The organism is Bordetella sp. 02P26C-1 (assembly GCF_009763255.1).
Classification (GTDB): Bacteria; Pseudomonadota; Gammaproteobacteria; order Burkholderiales; family Burkholderiaceae_B; genus Bordetella_A.
In genome coordinates, this window is sequence record NZ_WSJB01000017.1 from 1 (window position 1) to 1,262 (window position 1,262).

The 1,262-nt window shown below is 56.6% G+C and carries 1 protein-coding gene; it reads left to right on the top strand.

From position 1 onward, the window contains the following. Positions 1-81 precede the first annotated feature (81 nt). Positions 82-1,262 (top strand): ISL3 family transposase (locus GOQ28_RS09470; RefSeq protein WP_160356283.1); only part of this gene is annotated, 1,181 nt, incomplete at its 3' end.

The following is a 1,262-nucleotide window of genomic DNA, read 5'->3' on the forward strand; positions in this document are numbered from 1 at the left end:
GGCTCTACATCATAAACGGGGGACGACCAGCATTCATTAGACTTGTTTTTGCGAAGAACCTGTCTAAAGGAAACAATGCTGATGTCCCCAATCGATTCTATCCTAGGGTTACCCGGTCTGGTGGTCCAACAAGTCAAACGAGCCCAGGACATCCACGTCTGGGCCGCGCCCCGGCGACACCTGGCCTGCATCCACTGCGCCTGCACACGGGTGCGGATCAAGGCCACCCATCGGCGCACGCTCAAACACACCCGTCAGGGTAATCAACTGCTGGTGCTGCACCTGAGTGTGCCCAAGTATCACTGCACCGACTGCAATCGCTATTTCCGGCATCGGTTTACCGGGATTCGGCCCAGGCTGCGCGCGACCGAGGCCTATCGGCTGGAGGTATTCGAGGCTCACGAAGGCGGCGTCAGCCAGCGCAAGCTGAGAGCCACTCACCGCATCGGCAGCGCCACGGTCGAACGCTGGTATCAATCGTTCGTCAAGCAACGCGTATCCGAACTCTCGGGGCGTGCTTGCCCGCAGGTGCTCGGTATCGATGAACATTTTTTCAGCCGTAAAAAGGGCTACGCCACCACCTTGGTCGACTTAAAGAACCACAAGGTCTTTGACGTAACGCTGGGGCGTTCGGCAGCGAGCCTGCACGGGTATTTGAAGCGTTTGCCGGGTAAAGAACAGGTGCGCGTGATCGTGATGGATCTGTCCGAGACCTATCGTCGGATCGCTCAACAGCACTTCCCCAACGCCATGATTGTGGCCGACCGCTTCCACGTCATTCGACTGGTGAACCAGCATTTCTTAAAGCTGTGGCAACAACACGATCCCGAGGGTCGTAAAAACCGGGGGCTGTTGAGTCTGATGCGTCGTCATCGCTGGAAGTTGACCGCCATGCAGAAGGAAACGCTGCACCGCTATCTGGCGCAGATGCCGGTGCTGCAGGCGTTGTATTTCGCCAAGCAGCAGCTCAACGGATTTCTGGTTTTGAAGAGCTTAAAGGCCAAACGCGCACAAAAAATGCTGCCGAAATTCCTGGCTCTGATCCGGCAGTTCGAGCAAAGTCCAGCCAAGGCGCTGGCGGCGACGTTACTATCGTGGCTCGAGCCCATCGTGCGGATGTGGCGGTTCACCAAATCCAACGGGATTACCGAGGGCTTTCACACGAAGATGGAAATGCTCTCGCGCCGGGCGTTTGGGTTCAGAAATTTTGAGAATTACCGCATGAGAGTCTTGGCTCAGTGCGGTTGGAACGGTGTGATTAA